Source organism: Acidovorax sp. M14, from assembly GCF_049331375.1.
Taxonomy (GTDB): Bacteria; Pseudomonadota; Gammaproteobacteria; order Burkholderiales; family Burkholderiaceae_C; genus Acidovorax.
Genome location: NZ_CP186263.1, coordinates 4192047 through 4208414 on the forward strand (window position 1 = coordinate 4192047; position 16368 = coordinate 4208414).

The 16368-nt window shown below is 65.3% G+C and carries 13 protein-coding genes; 10 read left to right on the plus strand and 3 right to left on the minus strand.

Annotated features, from left to right (window positions below; genetic code table 11):
* Positions 1–45: 45 nt before the first annotated feature.
* Both ACOYR4_RS19580 and ACOYR4_RS19585 read right to left on the minus strand, forming a co-directional pair.
* On the minus strand, positions 46–1596 hold the full coding sequence (locus tag ACOYR4_RS19580) for a 3,4-dehydroadipyl-CoA semialdehyde dehydrogenase (RefSeq protein WP_422847763.1): 1551 nt from the start codon (positions 1594–1596) through the stop codon (positions 46–48).
* A 55-nt stretch (positions 1597–1651) separates the two neighbouring features.
* Positions 1652–2119 carry a DUF4863 family protein gene (locus ACOYR4_RS19585; protein WP_422847764.1) on the minus strand — a complete coding sequence of 156 codons (468 nt, stop codon included), beginning with the start codon at positions 2117–2119 and terminating at the stop codon, positions 1652–1654.
* 190 nt (positions 2120–2309) lie between these two features.
* On the opposite strand from ACOYR4_RS19585, the gene ACOYR4_RS19590 reads away from it, so the two are divergent.
* From ACOYR4_RS19590 to ACOYR4_RS19630, 9 genes are all read left to right on the plus strand, one after another.
* A complete protein-coding gene (locus tag ACOYR4_RS19590) occupies positions 2310–3251 on the plus strand; it encodes a helix-turn-helix transcriptional regulator (RefSeq protein WP_060985647.1) in 942 nt (313 codons plus the stop codon).
* Positions 3252–3514: 263 nt separating this feature from the next.
* A complete protein-coding gene (gene boxC / locus ACOYR4_RS19595; protein WP_422847765.1) occupies positions 3515–5185 on the plus strand; it encodes a 2,3-epoxybenzoyl-CoA dihydrolase in 1671 nt (556 codons plus the stop codon).
* Positions 5186–5226: 41 nt separating this feature from the next.
* Positions 5227–6654, plus strand: coding sequence for a benzoyl-CoA 2,3-epoxidase subunit BoxB (gene boxB / locus ACOYR4_RS19600; protein ID WP_422847766.1), 1428 nt, complete (start codon positions 5227–5229; stop codon positions 6652–6654).
* Between the two features lie 153 nt (positions 6655–6807).
* On the plus strand, positions 6808–8085 hold the full coding sequence (gene boxA / locus ACOYR4_RS19605) for a benzoyl-CoA 2,3-epoxidase subunit BoxA (protein WP_422847767.1): 1278 nt from the start codon (positions 6808–6810) through the stop codon (positions 8083–8085).
* A 257-nt stretch (positions 8086–8342) separates the two neighbouring features.
* Positions 8343–9143, plus strand: a complete 801-nt coding sequence (locus tag ACOYR4_RS19610; RefSeq protein WP_422847768.1) for a DUF3348 family protein — start codon at positions 8343–8345, stop codon at positions 9141–9143.
* Entirely contained in the window at positions 9140–11809 is a 2670-nt protein-coding gene (locus tag ACOYR4_RS19615; RefSeq protein ID WP_422847769.1) for a DUF802 domain-containing protein, read from the plus strand. The genes ACOYR4_RS19610 and ACOYR4_RS19615 overlap by 4 nt, the downstream gene beginning before the upstream one ends.
* Positions 11806–12474 carry an OmpA family protein gene (locus ACOYR4_RS19620; protein ID WP_422847770.1) on the plus strand — a complete coding sequence of 223 codons (669 nt, stop codon included), beginning with the start codon at positions 11806–11808 and terminating at the stop codon, positions 12472–12474. Before ACOYR4_RS19615 ends, ACOYR4_RS19620 begins: the two co-directional genes overlap by 4 nt.
* Positions 12471–13061 (plus strand): DUF2894 domain-containing protein, encoded by a 591-nt coding sequence (locus ACOYR4_RS19625; RefSeq protein WP_422847771.1) that lies wholly within the window; start codon positions 12471–12473, stop codon positions 13059–13061. Before ACOYR4_RS19620 ends, ACOYR4_RS19625 begins: the two co-directional genes overlap by 4 nt.
* A 260-nt stretch (positions 13062–13321) precedes the next feature.
* On the plus strand, positions 13322–13618 hold the full coding sequence (locus ACOYR4_RS19630; RefSeq protein WP_015015694.1) for a DUF4148 domain-containing protein: 297 nt from the start codon (positions 13322–13324) through the stop codon (positions 13616–13618).
* A gap of 164 nt (positions 13619–13782) precedes the next feature.
* Here ACOYR4_RS19630 and ACOYR4_RS19635 read toward each other — a convergent pair whose 3' ends face one another.
* Positions 13783–14685, minus strand: coding sequence for a LysR family transcriptional regulator (locus ACOYR4_RS19635; RefSeq protein WP_015015695.1), 903 nt, complete (start codon positions 14683–14685; stop codon positions 13783–13785).
* Positions 14686–14784: 99 nt separating this feature from the next.
* On the opposite strand from ACOYR4_RS19635, the gene ACOYR4_RS19640 reads away from it, so the two are divergent.
* The gene (locus tag ACOYR4_RS19640) at positions 14785–16359 is read left to right on the plus strand and encodes an NADH-quinone oxidoreductase subunit L (RefSeq protein ID WP_110960275.1); all 1575 of its coding nucleotides are present in this window, start codon (positions 14785–14787) and stop codon (positions 16357–16359) included.
* Positions 16360–16368 lie beyond the last annotated feature (9 nt).

Below are 16368 nucleotides of genomic sequence, written 5' to 3' on the forward strand. Positions count from 1 at the left end.
CGTGTCTCCGTCGCGATGGCGTTGTTTTTGTGGGTGGGTTCGGGGTCAGCAGCCCAGCGCCGCGAGCACTTCGGGGCTGGCCTGCACCGCGCTGCGCTGGTGGTAGAAGTCCAGCGCCCGCAAGCCACCCAGCTCGGCACCACCACCGGCCCGGCCGGGCCCGCCATGCAGTGACATGGGCATGACATTGCCGTGGCCCGTGTGCGCAGTGGCCACGCCCGGCGTCACCACATGCACCCGGCCGTTGCTCGCCGCCAGCGCAATGGCGGCCTGGGCCAGGGCCTTGTCATCGGCGCCGTAGAGCGAGGTCACGAGCGAGCCCTGGCCTCGCTGCGCCAGGGCCAGCGCATGGGGCAGATCGTTGTAGGGCAGCAAGGTGGCCACCGGGCCAAACACCTCTACGTCATGGACGATGGTGGCCCGGTCGGCATCGCGCGCGCCCAGCAGCACCGGGCCGACGCAGGCGGCCACGGCGGGGTCGGCATCCACCAGAGGGCGGGTTCGGCCGTCGAGCAGGACGTCGGTATGGGCGGCCAGGGCGGCAATGCCAGCCTGCACGCCATCGAACTGCGCGCGACTGACCAGCGAGCCCATGCGCACTTCCGGGTTGCGGGGGTTGCCGACCACCACGCTGGCCAGTTGGGCGCTGACCGTCTCGGCCACCGCGGCGTACAGCGCGGAGGGAACCAGGATGCGGCGGATCGCGGTGCACTTCTGGCCGGACTTGACGGTCATCTCGCGGACGACTTCGCGCACCAGCAAGTCAAAGGCCGCGCTGCCGGGCGCCGCATCAGGCATCAGCAGCGCGGCATTGAGGCTGTCGGCCTCGATATTGGCGCGCACCGAACGCTGCGCCACAGCCGGATGCGCCCGCACAACGCCCGCCGTCTCGGCAGAGCCGGTGAACGACACCACATCAAACGGTTGCAGCGCGTCCATCAAGCCCGCCGAGCTTCCCGCGATGACCGACAGCGCGCCGGCGGGCAACACCCCGGCGTTCACCACGTCCTGCACCATGCGCTGGGTCAGCCACGCCGTGGATGTGCCGGGCTTGACGATGACCGGCATGCCCGACAGCAAGGCGGGCGCAGCTTTTTCCCACAGCCCCCAGGCGGGAAAATTGAAGGCGTTGATGCACAGCGCCACCCCTGGCCGAGGCACCTGCAGGTGTTGCGACTGAAAGACCGGGTCCTTACCCAGCCTGACGGCGTCCCCGTCGCGCAGCACGCGCACATCGCCCAGCGCATCACCCCATCTGGCGTATTGGCCGAGCGTGAAGATCCCGCCGTCGATGTCCACCGCTGAGTCTGTCTTGACGGTGCCGGAGTTGGCAGTGGCAATGTCGTAGTAGCTGTCGCGGTGCGCCTGCAGCACCTTGGCGACCGCGCCCAGCATGGCAGCCCGCTCACGATAGGTGGCGGCGCGCAGCGCAGCACCTCCCTGTTCGCGGGCAAATGCAAAGGCCTCGGGCAGGTTCAACCCCGTGGCGTCCACCCGCACCAAGGCGGTGCCCAGCACAGGGTCCCGCAGTTCGGTGCCGGGCCCTGTTCCGTGTTGCCAGCGGCCGGCAACGTGGTTGGCGAGCAATTCAGTCATGCAGTCGGTCTTTCAGAGCGAGAAGGTCCATGGGTGAGCAGCGCAGGCGCCAGCACTAGCGGGTGAACTGGATCTGCCCCTCGGGCAGCAGGTACAGCACCAGCGCCCTGCCGTGCGCCACCGTGGGGTGGTGGGCACTGCCGGGTGGGTAAACGCACCATCCGGCAGGGTGGCCGTCAAACACCGCCTCGCCCTCCAGCGGCATGATCAAATCGATTTCGCCCTGCGGATGGGTGTGGTGGGGGCCTGCAATGTTTTGCATGTCCACCACGTCCACAGAAAACCGGTGCAAGGCATCTTCGGGCTTGAACACACGGCCGTAGCGAATGTCACCGCCCTCGCGTTCACACAACCACCCCTCGCACACGCCCTGAAGACACGCCTCCCGCAAGCGCTGGTAGGTCGCACTGGCGGGGCCGTGCGCAGTGTTAAGCCATTGCGCGAGCGCGGCATCCAGGGGTTTGCCAGCGAGCTGGGCGGTCAGATCAGCCAGGGCTTGGTGAAATGCAGTTTTGTCGGACATGGGCAGTGGGTGCAGCTAGAGTCGGGGCCCAATCTGCACCGTTTTTGATCCACCGCCTTGCGCGCATCCAAAACATGCAGTATTTTGCCAATTAACGAACCATAGTTACCTCAAAGATCCATGTCAAGCACTATAGTGCATGCATGGCGTTTTCCCTGAGAAGCCAGGGTGCTCCATGAAAAGGATGGGTATGAACGAAACAGAAACGGCGGGGCTGCTGGCACCCGCCTCCGCGCAGGAGGGTGCGCCGCCATCGGCCGAGGAGCCCAAGAACCCCCTGCTGGTGGCGCTGGGCGAGCGCGTTCGCAACCTGCGTGCGCAGCGGGGCCTGACCCGCAAGGCAGTGGCCGTGGCTGCCGATGTGTCGGAGCGCCACCTGGCCAACCTGGAGTACGGCACCGGCAATGCCTCCATCCTGGTGCTGCAGCAGGTGGCCCATGCCCTGCACTGCTCGCTGGCGGAGCTGGTGGGCGACTTCACGACGCAATCGCCCGAATGGTTGCTGATCCGCGAACTGCTGGAACACCGCAGCGAGCCCGAACTGCGCCGCGCCCGCCTGGCGCTGCACGAACTGCTGAGCGGCGGGCACAACGACGCCGCAAGGCACCGCCGCATTGCGCTGGTGGGTCTGCGGGGGGCTGGCAAATCCACACTGGGGCCGTTGCTGGCGCGCGAGCTGGACGTGCCGTTCATTGAACTGAGCCGCGCCATCGAGGCCCTTGCCGGGTGCAGCGTGCGCGAAATCCATGACCTGTACGGCACCACCGCCTACCGCCGCTACGAGCGCAGAGCGCTGGAAGAAACGATACAGATCCACAGCGAGGTGGTCATTGCCACGCCGGGCGGCATTGTGTCGGACCCTGCCACTTTCAACGAACTGCTGGCCCACTGCACCACCGTGTGGTTAAGGGCCGCGCCCGAGGAACACATGGGGCGCGTGGTGGCCCAGGGCGACATGCGCCCGATGGCCGCCAGCAAAGAGGCCATGGACGACCTCAAGCGCATCCTGGACGGGCGCGCTGCTTTTTATTCCAAGGCCGAAATCACGGTGGACACCTCCGGCCAGACGCCCGAGCAAAGCCTGCAAGCCCTGAGTGCCAGTGTGCGCAAGGCCATGGCCCGGGCGGCGTAAAACCCCGCACTCCCCCTGAGCGGCTGCAGCCCGGACACGGACGCCGCAGCGCCCACGCCCATCACGGCACCGCACAGCGCCACCGCCACGGTGGCCTGTGCAGTTCGCCCCCTCACACCCCTGCGCAGCCCTCAGTAGCGCTGCACATCTGCCCGACTGCCATCGGCAAAAAAATGCATTGACATACCGCATAACATGCACGATGATGCACATCAACAGCAAGAAATAAGCACTATATTGCATTAATTCTCCACGGAGACCTCATGGCAGACCTCACCCACGCTCCCGAACGCGTTGACTACCGCACTGACCCCACACAGTACCGCCACTGGACCTTGTCGGTCGAGGGCGCTATTGCGCGGCTGTCCCTCGACATTGCGGAGGACGGCGGAATCCGTCCTGGCTACAAGCTCAAGCTCAACAGCTACGACCTGGGGGTGGACATTGAGCTGCATGACGCGCTCAACCGCATCCGCTTTGAGCACCCCAACGTGCGCAGCGTCATCGTCACCAGCGGCAAGGACCGCATCTTTTGCTCGGGTGCCAACATCTTCATGCTGGGGGTATCCAGCCACGCCTGGAAGGTCAACTTCTGCAAGTTCACCAACGAAACGCGCAACGGCATTGAAGACTCCTCCAAACACTCGGGCCTCAAGTTCATTGCGGCCGTGAATGGCGCCTGCGCAGGCGGCGGCTACGAGCTGGCACTGGCGTGCGATGAAATCATCCTGGTCGATGACCGGTCGTCTGCCGTATCGCTGCCCGAAGTGCCTCTGCTGGGCGTACTGCCCGGCACCGGTGGGCTGACACGCGTCACGGACAAGCGCCGCGTGCGGCACGACTTGGCCGATATCTTCTGCACCAGCGTGGAGGGTGTGCGTGGCCAGCGCGCGGTGGACTGGCGCCTGGTGGACCGTATCGCCAAGCCCGCGCAATTTGCCGCCACGGTACAAGAGCGCGCCGCCACCCATGCACAGACCAGCACCCGCCCCAGCGACGCACAAGGCATTGCCCTGCCCCGCGTGGAGCGGCAGGACCATGCCGACGGCATGCGCTACCAGCACGTGACGGTGGACATCGACCGCGCACGGCGCACAGCCACGTTGTGCATCCGGGCACCTCAAGGGGCGCAACCCGCAGAGACGGCCGCCATTGAAGCAGCGGGCGCCGCCTGGTGGCCGCTGGCAATGGCCCGCGAGCTGGACGACGCCATTCTGAACCTGCGCACCAACGAGCTGGACATTGGCACCTGGCTGCTGAAGACCGAAGGGGACGCACAAGCCGTGCTGGCCAGCGATGCTGTCCTGCTTGCCCACCAGGACCACTGGCTGGTGCGCGAGACCATCGGCGCACTGCGGCGCACCTTTGCCCGTCTGGATGTGTCTTCGCGCACCCTCTTCGCGCTGATAGAGACGGGCTCAGCTTTTGCCGGCACCCTGGCAGAGCTGGCGCTGGCGGCGGACCGCACATACATGCTGGCCCTGCCCGACGCTCCCGAGCAGGCACCAACGCTCACCCTGAACGCATTCAACTTTGGCTTGTTGCCCATGGTGAACGACCAAAGCCGCCTGCAACGCCGCTTCTATGAAGAGGCGGGCCCGCTGGAAGCGGTCCGCGCCGCCGCCGGCCGGCCGCTGGACGCAGACAGTGCACTGGCGCTGGGCCTGGTCACGGCTGCCCCCGACGACATCGACTGGGCCGACGAAATCCGCATCGCCATCGAAGAACGCGCCGCCATGTCGCCCGACGCGCTGACCGGCCTGGAGGCCAACCTGCGTTTTGCCAGCAAGGAAAACATGAACACCCGCATCTTCGGGCGCCTGACCGCGTGGCAGAACTGGATCTTCAACCGCCCCAACGCCGTGGGCGAGAAGGGCGCGCTCAAGGTCTACGGCACCGGCCAGAAGGCCGGGTTTGACCAGACGCGCGTCTGACCCCCTGCCCTGCATTCGATTTACATCCAGAGGAGCACCCCATGAGCAGCATCAACTACAGCGAAAAGATCCCCAACAACGTCAACCTCGGCGAAGACCGCACGCTGCAGCGCGCGCTCGAAGGCTGGCAGCCCAACTTCATCAACTGGTGGGACGACGTGGGCCCAGAGGGATCGACCAATCATGAGGTTTATCTGCGCACCGCCGTCAGCGTAGACCCGAATGGCTGGGCACAGTTTGGCCACGTGAAGATGCGCGACTACCGCTGGGGCATCTTTCTGAACCCCGGCGATACGAACCGCGAAATCCACTTTGGCGACCACAAAGGCGAAAAAACCTGGCAGGACGTGCCCGGCGAACACCGCGCCAACCTGCGCCGCATCATCGTGACCCAGGGCGACACAGAGCCTGCCTCGGTAGAGCAGCAGCGCCACCTGGGCCTGACGGCGCCCAGCATGTACGACCTGCGCAACCTGTTCCAGATCAACGTGGAAGAGGGCCGCCACCTGTGGGCCATGGTGTACCTGCTGCACAAGCACTTCGGCCGCGACGGTCGCGAAGAGGCCGAAGCGCTGCTACAACGCCAGTCCGGCGACGAGAACAACCCGCGCATCCTGGGCGCTTTCAATGAAAAAACGCCGGATTGGCTGGCGTTTTTCATGTTCACCTATTTCACTGATCGCGACGGCAAGTTCCAGCTCTCGGCGCTGGCAGAGAGCGCCTTTGACCCACTGGCGCGCACCACCAAGTTCATGCTGACCGAAGAGGCCCACCACATGTTTGTGGGCGAAAGCGGCATCTCGCGCGTGCTGTCGCGCACTGCGCAGGTGATGAACGACCTCAAGACCGATGACCCTACGCAGGTGCGTGCAGCGGGCGCCATCGACCTGCCCACCATCCAGCGCTACCTCAACTTCCACTACAGCGTGACCATCGACCTGTTCGGCGCAGACCAGTCGAGCAACGCCGCCACGTTCTACAGCTCGGGCCTCAAGGGTCGCTACGAAGAAGGCAAACGCACCGACGACCACGTGCTCAAGGGTCATACGTACAAGGTGCTGGAGGTCAAGGACGGCCAGTTGCTGGAAAAAGAAGTGCCCATGCTCAACGCGCTGAACGAAGTGCTACGCGACGACTTCATCAAGGACTCCATGGCGGGCGTGGGCCGGTGGAACAAGGTGCTGGAGAAAGCGGGCGTTCCCACCCGCCTGGTGGTCCCACACAAGGCCTTCAATCGCCAGATCGGCGCGCTGGCCGGCATCAAGATGTCGCCTGACGGCCGCGTGGTGAGCGAGGCGGAATGGACCGCACGCAAGGCCGAATGGCTGCCCACGCCCGAAGACTTCGCGTTTGTGGCGTCGTTGATGGGCCGCGTGGTCGAGCCGGGCAAGTTCGCCGGCTGGATCGCGCCCCCGGTCATGGGCATCAACCGCCAGCCGGTGGATTTCGAGTACGTGCGTTTCAATTGACCCCTGCTGAGCCTGAGCCGCCAGTGCCCGCCTCTCCCAGGGGTAGCTCGGCGCGTGCGGCCAGGCACAGCGGTTTTGCTCTGCATCGACTGAAGCCAGCCAACGCATGCAAGGTCACAGTACCCGTCGACAGACATTGCACGAAGAACGACTATGGAAACCCACACGCTGATCGACAACGGCATCCTGAAGCAGCACCTGATCGACCCGGAGATCTGCATCCGCTGCAACACCTGCGAAGCCACCTGCCCGGTCAATGCGATCACGCACGACGACAACAACTACGTGGTGCGGGCAGATGTGTGCAATGGCTGCATGGCCTGCATATCGCCCTGCCCCACGGGTTCCATCGACAACTGGCGCGCGGTGCCGGTGGGCAGGGCCTACAGCATTGAAGAGCAGCTCAGCTGGGAAGAGCTGCCCGGCGAGCTTGCGCCCCACGAACTGGTTGCAGCAGGCGCAGAACCTGCCACAGCGGCGGCAGCACCACAACAAGCCGTTGAGGCCCCTGCAGAGCCGGGCATGCAGGTGTTTCGGTCTGCCCAGTACGGAGCCACGGTGCCGCCTTGGTCCGCCGCCCATCCGTACACCAATCTGTTTCCACCCAAAAGCCCGACCACAGCCACCGTGGTCGGCAACTTCAACTGCACCGAGGCGGGTTTTGAGAGCGAAACCCACCATGTGGTGCTCGACTTCGGCAGCATGCCGTTCCCTGTGCTGGAAGGGCAATCGATTGGCATCATCCCGCCGGGTGTCGATGCTCTGGGCAAACCGCACCATGCGCGCCAATACTCGGTGGCCAGCCCACGCAACGGTGAACGCCCCGGCTACAACAATCTGGCGCTGACCGTGAAGCGCGTGACCGTGGACCACGATGGCAACCCTGTGCGTGGCGTGGCCTCCAACTATGTGTGCGACCTGAAGGTGGGCGACAAGGTGCAAGTGGTGGGGCCGTTCGGCAGCAGCTTCCTCATGCCCAACCACCCGCGATCGCACATCGTGATGATCTGCACCGGCACCGGCAGCGCTCCCATGCGCGCCATGACCGAGTGGCGGCGCAGGCTGCGCAACAGCGGCAAGTTCGAAGGTGGCAAGCTCCTGCTGTTCTTTGGTGCACGCACGCAGCAGGAACTGCCCTACTTCGGCCCCCTGCAAAGCCTGCCCAAAGACTTCATCGACATCAACCTGGCTTTCTCCCGCACGCCCGGGCAGCCCAAGCGCTACGTGCAAGACCTGATGCGCGAGCGCGCCGCCGATCTGCTGGCCCTGCTGCGCGACGACAACAGCCACTTCTACGTCTGCGGCCTCAAGGGCATGGAAGAAGGCGTGGTGATGGCACTGCGTGAAATCGCGCAAGAGGCAGGGCTGAGCTGGGAGACCCTGGGCGCGACGCTGCAGCGCGAAGGCCGACTGCACCTGGAAACCTATTAAGGCCGCAAAGGCCTTGGCCTGAGGTCTCTCTCTAATTCAAGCCCTGGAGCCTCCAAAAGGCCCAGCGGCCGGGCCTCTGGGCGCTGCATGGCGCTCTTTCCGTCGTGTAACAGCTGCAACGCCGGACGCTGACCGGCCGACCGTCCTTTCGTTCCTGCGAAAATAGCGGGCTTTGCCTACGGGGACCCGTTCCCTCCTGCACGCGCCGCCGGCCCCTCCCGCTCGGCCGTGCCCACCCAGTGCACAGCCTTCGCGGGATGACCCAACACCACCGACTCAACAGCTCAGCCCTCGTGGTCCTGCTCCAGCAATGGACGCGGGACGCCATTGAGCGGGCCGCGCGTCCGGTGCCAGCCGTCAAGCCCCCCGACGTGGCAGAGCAGCTGAGCCAATGGCTCGGAACCGTGGACGCCGTCCAGCTCAGCCGAGCGCTGCACGCGATCGAGACCCTGCCATCGCAGGCAGCCAGTGCACAACGCCCACCCGTGGTGCTAAACATGACGGCACTCACCGGCCTGGTAGCGAAGGTTAAGGCCGATCTCGAAGTGCAGCTGACCACCAGGCCCGCTGCCCCCAAACCGCTGCGGGCCCGGGCGGACAACACGCCCGTGGAACTGCCCGACCCGACGGTGGAGACGGAATTCGCCACCCATGCGCCACGCTATCTGGACCTGCAAAAGCAGATGGAGCTGCGGCTGCAGCCCCTGAGGGCGCAAGTGCGCCAGGCGATCGCACAGGGTACCCCCAGGTTGCGCCAGGTAGCGGCGCTGGACGCTGTCATGGAGCACATGCTGGCACCGCGTGAGCAACGGCTGTGGGCCTTGCTACCCGCGCACCTGGAGCGCCGCCTGGCGCACCGCCATCGGCAACACCAGCACCGGCTGACCGCCCAGGGGCTGACCGATGAGCCTGCGCGCTGGCGGCAGGCAGGAGGCTGGCTGTGGGCCTTCGAACGCGACATGCAGGCCCTGCTCACCGCAGAGCTGCAAACGCGCATGGAACCGATCACGGGACTGCTGGAAGCGGCCCAGAACGACACGACAGGACAACAGGAATGAACAAGAGTGTGATGACAACCATCTTTGCCACAGGCCTCGCGGCCGCTGGCTGGGTGGGCTGGGGTTTTATAGGCCACAGCCCGCTGGCACTGGCAATGACGGTGATGATCGCCGCCACCTACCTGCTGGGAGCCTGGGAGCTGATGCGCTATCGCGCGGCCACCGTATCGCTGACGCGCGCGCTCGACGCCCATCAAGAGCCTCCTGCGCTGGAGGCCTGGCTGGAAAGCCTGGACCCGGCACTACGCCACCCGGTTCGGCAACGCATCGAAGGCGAGAGAGTGGCCTTGCCAGGCCCCGCGCTCACACCCTACCTGGTAGGACTGCTGGTGATGCTGGGCATGCTGGGCACCTTTGTGGGCATGGTGGTGACGTTCCACGGTGCGGTGTTCGCCCTGGAGGCCTCTGGCAACCTGGAATCCATCCGCAACGCACTGGCTGCGCCCATCAAGGGACTGGGCCTGTCGTTTGGGACGTCCGTCGCGGGGGTGGCTACGTCGGCCGCGCTGGGCCTGTTGTCCGCCCTGAGCCGCCGTGAACGGCTGCAGGCGGTCCGCCAGCTGGATGCACGCATCCCCACGCTGTTCCGTGCCTTCTCTTCCGCTCAACGGCGGGAGGACACACTGCAGGCCCTGCAAGCGCAGGCCCAGGCCCTGCCGCTGATTGCCGACCGCCTGCAAGCCATGATGGAGGGGCTGGAGCGCCGCCACAGCCAGCTCAACGACCAGCTGCTGGCGCAACAGCAGGGGTTTCACAAAGAGGCCTCTGCCGCCTACACCCAATTGGCGCAGGCCGTGGGCGCATCGCTGCAAGACAGCCTGAGCACCAGTGCCCAGCAGGCCACTGCCGCCATGTGCCCGGTGGTGGAACAGGCCATGGCGACGCTGGCACAAGAGTCCCAGCGCACCCACGAGCGGCTGCGAGAACACACCAGTCAGCAGCTGCAAAATCTCAGCGCGCAATGGGAGGGCACCGCACGCAAGGTGGCCGACACCTGGGCCCGGGCGCTCGACCAGCAGACGAACACGCAGGGCGCACTGGCAACCCAGTTCGAGGGCGCATTGCAAACACTCACGCAGGCTTTTGACGACCGCTCGAAATCCCTGGTGGACTCCCTGCACGCATCAGCCGCACAGCAACAGGCCGCCCAGGCGGAGGTGGACCAACGGCGACTGCAAGGCTGGGAGCACACCATGGAGGACATGGCCCGCAACCTCGCCGCTGAATGGCAGCGTGCAGGCACCCACACCCTGACCCAACAGCAGGAGGTGGGCCAGGCCTTGGAGCGCACAGCACAGCAGATGGACCGGCAATTGCAGGCCACCACCCAGGCCTTTGCACAGCAGGCCGAAGCACTGGTCACCACGCTTCAAGCCACCGTGGCCGAAGCCCACGCTGCACAACGGTCTGCGGACGCGCAGCGGCTTGCCGACTGGACCCAGTCCATGCGCCAGATGGCCCAGACAATCAGCGGCGAATGGCAGAGCGCCGGGGCACAGACTGCCGAACAGCACCAGGCCACCAGCGCGGCACTCGCCCAAGCCGCCCAGCAGATCGAACACCGCCTGCAGACCGCCAATAGCGCCTTCGAACAACGCTCAGAGGCCCTGCTGGCTGCGTTGCAAGCCACAGCCGCCGATGCCCAGCAGGCACAGCGCGACGCCGACACGCAACGGTTGGCAGACTGGAGCCAGTCCCTGGAGAACCTGGCGCACACGCTCAGCGCCGAATGGCAGCGCGCCGCCACCCAGACCGTGGAACAACAACGCGTCCTGGTGCAGACGCTGGAGGAGACTGCCACACAGGTGAGCCAGCAACTGAACGCCCAGGTGGAACGCACCTTGGGCAGCACCACTGCGCTGATGGACCAATCCGACGCGCTGCTGCGCACACGCATCGACACCGAAGCCCAGTGGGTGCAAGCCCAGGGCCAGCGCATGGAGGCACTGACCCAGGTGTGGCGCGATGAGCTGGTCGCCCTGCGCGATGCCGAAGCGACGCGCGGGCAGGCGGCCGTGGACCGCCTGGAGACCCTGCAAGCCGCCGTGGCAGAGCACCTGGCCACCCTCGGCGCTTCGCTGGAAGCCCCACTCACGCGCCTGCTGCAGACCGCCTCCGATGTGCCACAGGCGGCAGCCGAAGTCATTACCCAGTTACGGCAGGAAATGACACGCTTGGGCGAACGCGACAACCTGGCACTGGCCGAGCGCACGGCCATGACGCAGCAGCTGGGCACTCTGCTGCAATCCGTGAACGAAGCTGCTGTGCGGCAACGCGCGGCCATTGACGCCCTGGTGGGCTCAGCCGCCCAGGTGCTGGAGCAGGCGGGCCAGCAGTTTGCGCAGGCCCTGGGCGCGCAAGCGGGCAAGGTGGACGAGGTCGCTGCGCAAGTGGCAGCCAGCGCCATCGAGTTGTCCAGCCTCGGTGAATCCTTCCAGCACGGCGTGGGCCTGTTCAGCGCCAGCAACGACAAGCTGGTGGAGAGCCTGCAAGGCATGGAGGGCGCGCTTCGCGAGTCCATGGGCCGCAGCGACGAGCAACTGGCCTACTACGTGGCACAGGCCCGCGAGGTGATCGACCTGAGCATCAGCGCACAACAAGGCATCGTGGAAGACCTGCGCCGACTGCATGGCCGTGCCACGGCAGAACAAGGGGTGCCTGCGTGATCGGCGTGGACGACACTCTGGACGATGCCACCGACCAGACAGCCCCGGTGTGGGCCGTCTTCGGCGATCTGATGGCGGGGCTGCTGGGTGCTTTTGTGTTGATCCTCGTCGGCGTGCTGGTGGTGCAGATTGACCTGGTGGCCAGCCTGCAGCAAGAAGTGCAAAAGCGCCAGATGGAAGAGCAGCGGCGCATGGCGCTTGAAAAGGCGTTGGCCGTTCCGCTGGCTGCTGGGCGCGTGACGGTGAACAACGGACGCATTGGCATCAGCGGCAGTGTGCTGTTTGCCACTGGCTCTGACGAACTGCGTGCCGAGGGACGGCAGTTGCTCAAAAGCCTGGTCCAGCCGCTGGGGGTGTATTTGCGCGAGCGCGATGAAATGCTCATGGTCAGTGGCTTCACCGACAACACCGCGTTGCTGCGCGGCAGCCAGAAACGTTTTGCGGACAACCTGGAGCTGTCGGCCCAGCGCGCACTCACCGTGACCCGGGCGCTGATTGACGAAGGCATGCCGTCGTCCCAGGTGTTCGCTGCCGCCTTTGGTGCCGAACAACCCGTAGCCGACAACAGTGACGAAAAAGGCCGTGCACAAAACCGCCGCGTGGAGATGGCGCCCGTCCCCAAGGCCGCGCCTCAACGGCCGGCCGAGTCCCCCCGAGCCCCATGACCGATCCCCGCCTGGAGGCCTTGCGCGCAGCAGGCGCGCACCATCACGACCCCGTGCGTTTCCACTATCTGGAGACGCTGGCAAGTCGCCTGCCCAGCCAGCCGCCCGCTGTGCAGCGCCTGTTGGCGCACAAGCTGGAAGCCGCGCTGGCGAGCTACCCCCAGAAGGCGCCCCACACCACGCCATCAACCCGCCACGAACGCCATGCCAACGCGGACTCCGCGCTGGCACAACTGAATCAGTCCTTGGGAATGCCCCGGCACAGCGCCGCCGGGGGCGACCCGTTTGCGGTGGACAGCGCTCCATTGCCCGAGCTCAAAAGCGTGCACCAGTTCAGCAAGGCCTGGTCCCACATCGCGGCAGAGCAGCAGGTGGTACAGGCCCTGCACCGAGGGCCGGAGAATGCGGGCCCCCTCAACGCGCACAAGCTGATGCTGCGCTCCCTCAGCCTCATGCGCACCCTGTCTCCGGACTATCTGCGCCACTTCATGGCGCACATGGACACGTTGCTGTGGCTGGATCAGGCGAGCCACAAGCCTCCCACCCCCGCCCCCCGTCCAGCACGCAAGGCGCGCAGCAAGCCCTGACCCGCTGCGGCTGCCGCAAGGCATGCAGAGATCGCCGCTCAGTGCATTCAGATCTCAGCCCAATTATTTCTAATACCAGAATAGTCAATTAAAAACTCAGTAGTTTTTAATTGAACACCATCGGCGTACAGTTCATCCCATCGATGAGCCGAACCCTTCTGGCGACTCACCGAACCCGGAGTGAAGTGATTTTTCGTCATCACTTTGTGCACCTCACGCCGGCTTTTTTCGAGACGCTTTTTTATTCAAGGATTTGCATCATGAACAAGACCGTACGCTTCCTCTCCATCGCTGCTGTTGCCGCTTTCGCCTCGTTGGGCGCCCACGCTGATGAAGCCGATGCTTCGCAATTTGCGACCCAATTCGAAACCCAACGCACCCGCGCCGAAGTCCGCGCAGAGGCCGTGGTAGAAGCCAAAACACACAGCATGGAACCCGCTGGCTCGCGCGTTGCCACCTACCAATCCACCGCCGACCGCGCTGCCGTGCGTGCCCAGGCCGCAGAAGCCGTTCGCACGGGCCAGATCTCCCACGGCGAAATCGGCAACGCCATGTGATGCAAGCCGATGCGGGCGTTTCGGACGCCACCGCTTGGCGCATCCACTGCGGCTGAGCGAAGGCGTCATCGGTGCACCGCGTCACATTGCATCGCCCATGAACGAGCCCCCATTGCGGGGCTTTTTTCATGGGGCAATCTTTTGACGAATCCCAGCTGGGTCTGTCAGGACGGCCCCATGCGGCCCGACGAACGTTCCAGCAGGGTTTCCAGCACCTCGATACGGTGCCGATGCCGGGTGGTGATGGCGTAGAAATGCTCCTGCAGCCCGGCGGAGTAGCCCACCTTGACCAGGATGCCCGTGCGCAACTCGTCCTGAACCACCACCTCGGGCAGCACGGTCAGCCAGCCGCTGTCACGGGCGATCAGGCGCAGCATGGCCATGTCATCCACCTCGGCGCGCAATCGGGGCGTCACCCCGGCCGATGCACACAGGGCCTCAAACTGCGCGCGCAGCGCATGGCGGGGGCCAGGCAGTGCCACCTCCATGCCCTCTAGGTCTTCAGGTATGCGCAACGAGCGCGATTGCCACACGCTGGCAGGGCCGACCAGCGAGATGGACTGGCTGCCGAGAAATTGGCAGTGCAAGGGGCGCTCGGAGTCGGAAGGCACTGACTCATTGGCCAGCACCACGTCCAGCTGGTGCTGCACCAGGCGGGTAATCAACCCCTCCAGCAGTCCTGACTCCAGCGTCAGAACCACGGACGGGTCGGCCAGCAAGGGGCGGATCCAGTTCTCCTGGTAGTTGCGGGACAACGTTGCCACACTGCCCACACGCAGCCGGGTCACACCCGACGCGCTGCCCTGCAGGCGCCCCAGCATTTCCTGACCCAGCCCGAAGATGTTCTCGGCATATGCCAGCACCAATTGCCCGGTGTCGGTCAGCAGCAGGCGGCGGCCTTCTCGCAAAAAAAGCTCTTCGCCCAGGCGCTCTTCCAGCTGCCGGATCTGGGTGGACACCGCAGACTGGGACGTGTGGAGCTCTTGCGCTGCCTGGGTGAGGTGCCCCAGCTTGGCCACACGCCAAAAGTAGAACAGGTGGTTGAAGTTGAGTTGATCGAGTCTCATTGTTCTATTTTTAGTATTTCCTTGTTCTTTTCAATGTATTTTACAGAACAATAACCCCGCAGCATCATCGCCCCCAGTCTTGTTTCTGGAGGTTGAGTGATGCCATTTCTTCACGTTTTGTCCCACGCCAGCGCATGGGCACCGGGCATGCTCATGCTGGCCGCCATGGCGCTGGCGCTGTGCCACAAAGGCTCGGTTGCCACGTTGTGGCGCTGGATGCTGATCCTGTCCGGTACCGCGCTGGCGGGTTCTGTATTGGCGGCGATTGCGGCCATGGCTGGCATCGGCAGTCTGGACCTCGCAGGCTGGCTCAAGGCATCGCCGATGGGCTTGTGCATGGGTGTTCTGGTGCAACTGCTGGGCACCGTCATCGCAGCGTTTTCTGCGCGGTACCTGGAGGGAGAGCCCGGCCAGCCGCGCTACATGGCGGCGCTGGCGGGCGTGCTGGCTGCCGTGCATATGCTGCTGCTGGCAGACCACTGGATCGTCCTGGCCATTGCCTGGGCTCTGGTGGGCATTGCGCTGCAGCACCTGTTGTGCTTCTACCCCGACCGGGCTTTTGCCAGCCTGGCTGCCCACAAAAAACAGATGGCTGACCGGGTGGCCGACGTATTGCTGGTCGGTGCGGCGGCACTGGCATGGCTGGAAGCCGGCAGCGGTTCTTTGTCGGCATTGTGGGCGTACATCGCACGCGACGGCATGTCCCCGTTGTTGCACGCCAGCGCGGTGTTGCTGACCCTGGCCGTGATCTTGCGGACGGCCTTGTTGCCCGTACATGGCTGGCTGATCCAGGTGATGGAGGCGCCCACGCCGGTGTCTGCACTGCTGCACGCAGGCGTGGTCAACCTGGGCGGGTTCGTGCTGATACGGTTCGCCCCCTTGCTGGAAAACGCCGCCGCTGCCCGCGTCGTGCTGGTCGTTTTTGGCCTCGGTACAGCCGTGCTCGCTGGCATGGTCATGCTGACGCGCATCAGCATCAAGGTGCGACTGGCCTGGTCTACCGTGGCGCAGATGGGGTTCATGCTGCTCGAATGCGGGCTGGGCCTGTACACACTGGCTGCGCTGCACCTCGTGGGCCACTCGTTGTACAAGGCCCACGTGTTTCTGTCGGCGTCTAACGCGGTTCGGCAAACCCGGCTGCAGGCCATGCACAGCGCAACCCCTCCGACTGCCATCAGCCTGGCGCTGGCACCCGTCGCCGCCACGGCCACCGTGCTGGTGGTGCTGAACTTGGCGGCGGATGCGCCCTGGCCGGCATGGTGGTCTGCCGTGCTGGGGCTGGCCTGGGCACCGCTGCTCTGGTCGCCTCAGGGCCAGGCCAGCGCCAAGACTGCGGCCTGGCACAGCCTGGCGGGGTTGGTGATGGTGGCAGGCCTCACCGCAGCGGCGGTCGCCATCCACCATCTGCCACTGGGCTTGCGCGATGCTCCGGCGCACGTTCTGGGGTGGCTGGCACTGATCGGACTTTTAGGCCTTTACCTCTTTCTGGCGCTGCTGCAAAGGCAGCCCCACATGCTGCGGACGTGGCGCCGGTGGAGCTATGCGGGGTTCTACATCGACGAGGCGTACACCCGGCTGGCCCTCTACATCTGGCCCACCGCCTGGACACCCCCTGCCCCGCGTGACGCTGTGCACCGTGTAGCAGGCCCCACGTTGCAAAGAGTCGCCCCCTGAACCGCACTG

Bases quoted from the DNA above. Each gene is read 5' to 3' on its own strand.
- ACOYR4_RS19610 (WP_422847768.1), top strand. From the start codon at position 8,343: ATGACCCAACACCACCGACTCAACAGCTCAGCCCTCGTGGTCCTGCTC.
- ACOYR4_RS19640 (WP_110960275.1), top strand. From the start codon at position 14,785: ATGCCATTTCTTCACGTTTTGTCCCACGCCAGCGCATGGGCACCGGGC.
- ACOYR4_RS19630 (WP_015015694.1), top strand. From the start codon at position 13,322: ATGAACAAGACCGTACGCTTCCTCTCCATCGCTGCTGTTGCCGCTTTC.
- ACOYR4_RS19590 (WP_060985647.1), top strand. From the start codon at position 2,310: ATGAACGAAACAGAAACGGCGGGGCTGCTGGCACCCGCCTCCGCGCAG.
- boxA (WP_422847767.1), top strand. From the start codon at position 6,808: ATGGAAACCCACACGCTGATCGACAACGGCATCCTGAAGCAGCACCTG.
- boxB (WP_422847766.1), top strand. From the start codon at position 5,227: ATGAGCAGCATCAACTACAGCGAAAAGATCCCCAACAACGTCAACCTC.
- ACOYR4_RS19580 (WP_422847763.1), bottom strand. From the start codon at position 1,596: ATGACTGAATTGCTCGCCAACCACGTTGCCGGCCGCTGGCAACACGGA.
- ACOYR4_RS19585 (WP_422847764.1), bottom strand. From the start codon at position 2,119: ATGTCCGACAAAACTGCATTTCACCAAGCCCTGGCTGATCTGACCGCC.
- ACOYR4_RS19615 (WP_422847769.1), top strand. From the start codon at position 9,140: ATGAACAAGAGTGTGATGACAACCATCTTTGCCACAGGCCTCGCGGCC.
- ACOYR4_RS19625 (WP_422847771.1), top strand. From the start codon at position 12,471: ATGACCGATCCCCGCCTGGAGGCCTTGCGCGCAGCAGGCGCGCACCAT.
- boxC (WP_422847765.1), top strand. From the start codon at position 3,515: ATGGCAGACCTCACCCACGCTCCCGAACGCGTTGACTACCGCACTGAC.
- ACOYR4_RS19635 (WP_015015695.1), bottom strand. From the start codon at position 14,685: ATGAGACTCGATCAACTCAACTTCAACCACCTGTTCTACTTTTGGCGT.